Genomic DNA, 1,310 nt, shown 5'->3' on the forward strand with positions numbered 1-1,310 from the left:
CACCGCCCACTTCAGCGAGCATCCGCCCAGGTCACCGACCCACCATCACCGAGTACCCGAAAACGTGAGCCAAGTCGGGTCGCCCGCGCATGGCAGGTCCACCAGAACCGGCCACCGGACCAGAGGTACGACTTCGTGCTGCCGTTCGGCACAGCGGTGACGCTGGTGCTCCTCAAAGCGCGGCACAACCTCGCTCAGCAGCTGACCGGAGATCTGTTCGGCGTCTCTCAGGCGACGGTCTCGCGGATCTGGCGGTACCTGCTGCCGCTGCTCGGACAGGTCACCGCACTGGACCGCACCCGTCTGGCCGACGCGCTGGCGCGCGGGACGGTGCTGGTCGACGGCACCCCGATCCCGACCGGCAACCGTGCCGGGACCGGGACGACGAACTTCAATGCCAAGCACAAGAAGCAGGCGCTGGGCGTTCAGGTCGCGGCCTTCCGGGACGGGACACTGGCCGACGTCTCCGTGCCCGTACGCGGCTCCCGGCACGACTCGCGGGCCCTGGACGAGGTCGGGTGGGCCGACCAGATCACCACCGCCCGGGCCGAGCGCGTGGTCGCGGTGCTGGCCGACACCGCCTACGTCAAGCACACCCGCCTGACCCCGCGGAAGAAGATGACGGGCGTCCCGCGCAGCGCCCAGGACAAGGCATGGAACCGGCACATCGCCAGCCTCCGAGCGCCGGTCGAACGCGCGATCGCCCTGCTCAAACAGTGGAAGATCCTCTCAGCCGGCTACCGCGGCCGACTGGCCGAACTACCAAGCATCATCCACATGATCACCAACCTGGAGTTCTACCGACTCACGCGCTGAATAGGGCTCTGAGAACGTCTGCCGAGCCGTCCTCCTAGTGCACAGTAGGACGACAGGCATGTGATTGACGGTGCGCTAGATGAACTAACGCCCCCGGTGCCAATCCGGTGTTGCTGCCAGTGCTGTTTGTCGCAGCAGTTCTTGCGGAATGCGGGCCCTTCGGGTCAGGAGTTCGACGACTTCGTCGGCGATAACCCGTTCGGTGAGCCATTGCGAGCTGGGTCATGCATCCGGGTAGTGCCAGGCGCGGCGTTCGGCGAGCATGATGTGGGACGACTACGTGTCCCGGCGCAGGCTCCTCGGCAGTCTGGGGCCCGGGCGCAAGCTGCTGGGGCGGCCGCTAACCGTCTCGGCCCCCGCGCTGATCGGCTTGGAACTCGGCCTTGCTGGACGTCTCGTCGGTGCGACCTCACCCGACTTGGCTCATTTAGTGCGGGCGGTGGATGAGGTCGATGGCCGCCTGGAGGTCGTCGGGCAGGGGGTCGGCGGCGGTG

The 1,310-nt window shown here is 67.4% G+C and carries 2 protein-coding genes; both read left to right on the forward strand.

Annotated elements, in window-relative coordinates; genetic code table 11:
* The first annotated feature begins 135 nt into the window (after positions 1-135).
* Entirely contained in the window at positions 136-816 is a 681-nt protein-coding gene (locus tag ACYVK7_RS17645; protein ID WP_460889031.1) for a transposase, read from the forward strand.
* Positions 817-1,081: 265 nt separating this feature from the next.
* A partial coding sequence (locus tag ACYVK7_RS17650; RefSeq protein ID WP_460889032.1) for a hypothetical protein occupies positions 1,082-1,310 on the forward strand: 229 nt, incomplete at its 3' end.

Source organism: Promicromonospora xylanilytica, assembly GCF_054782895.1.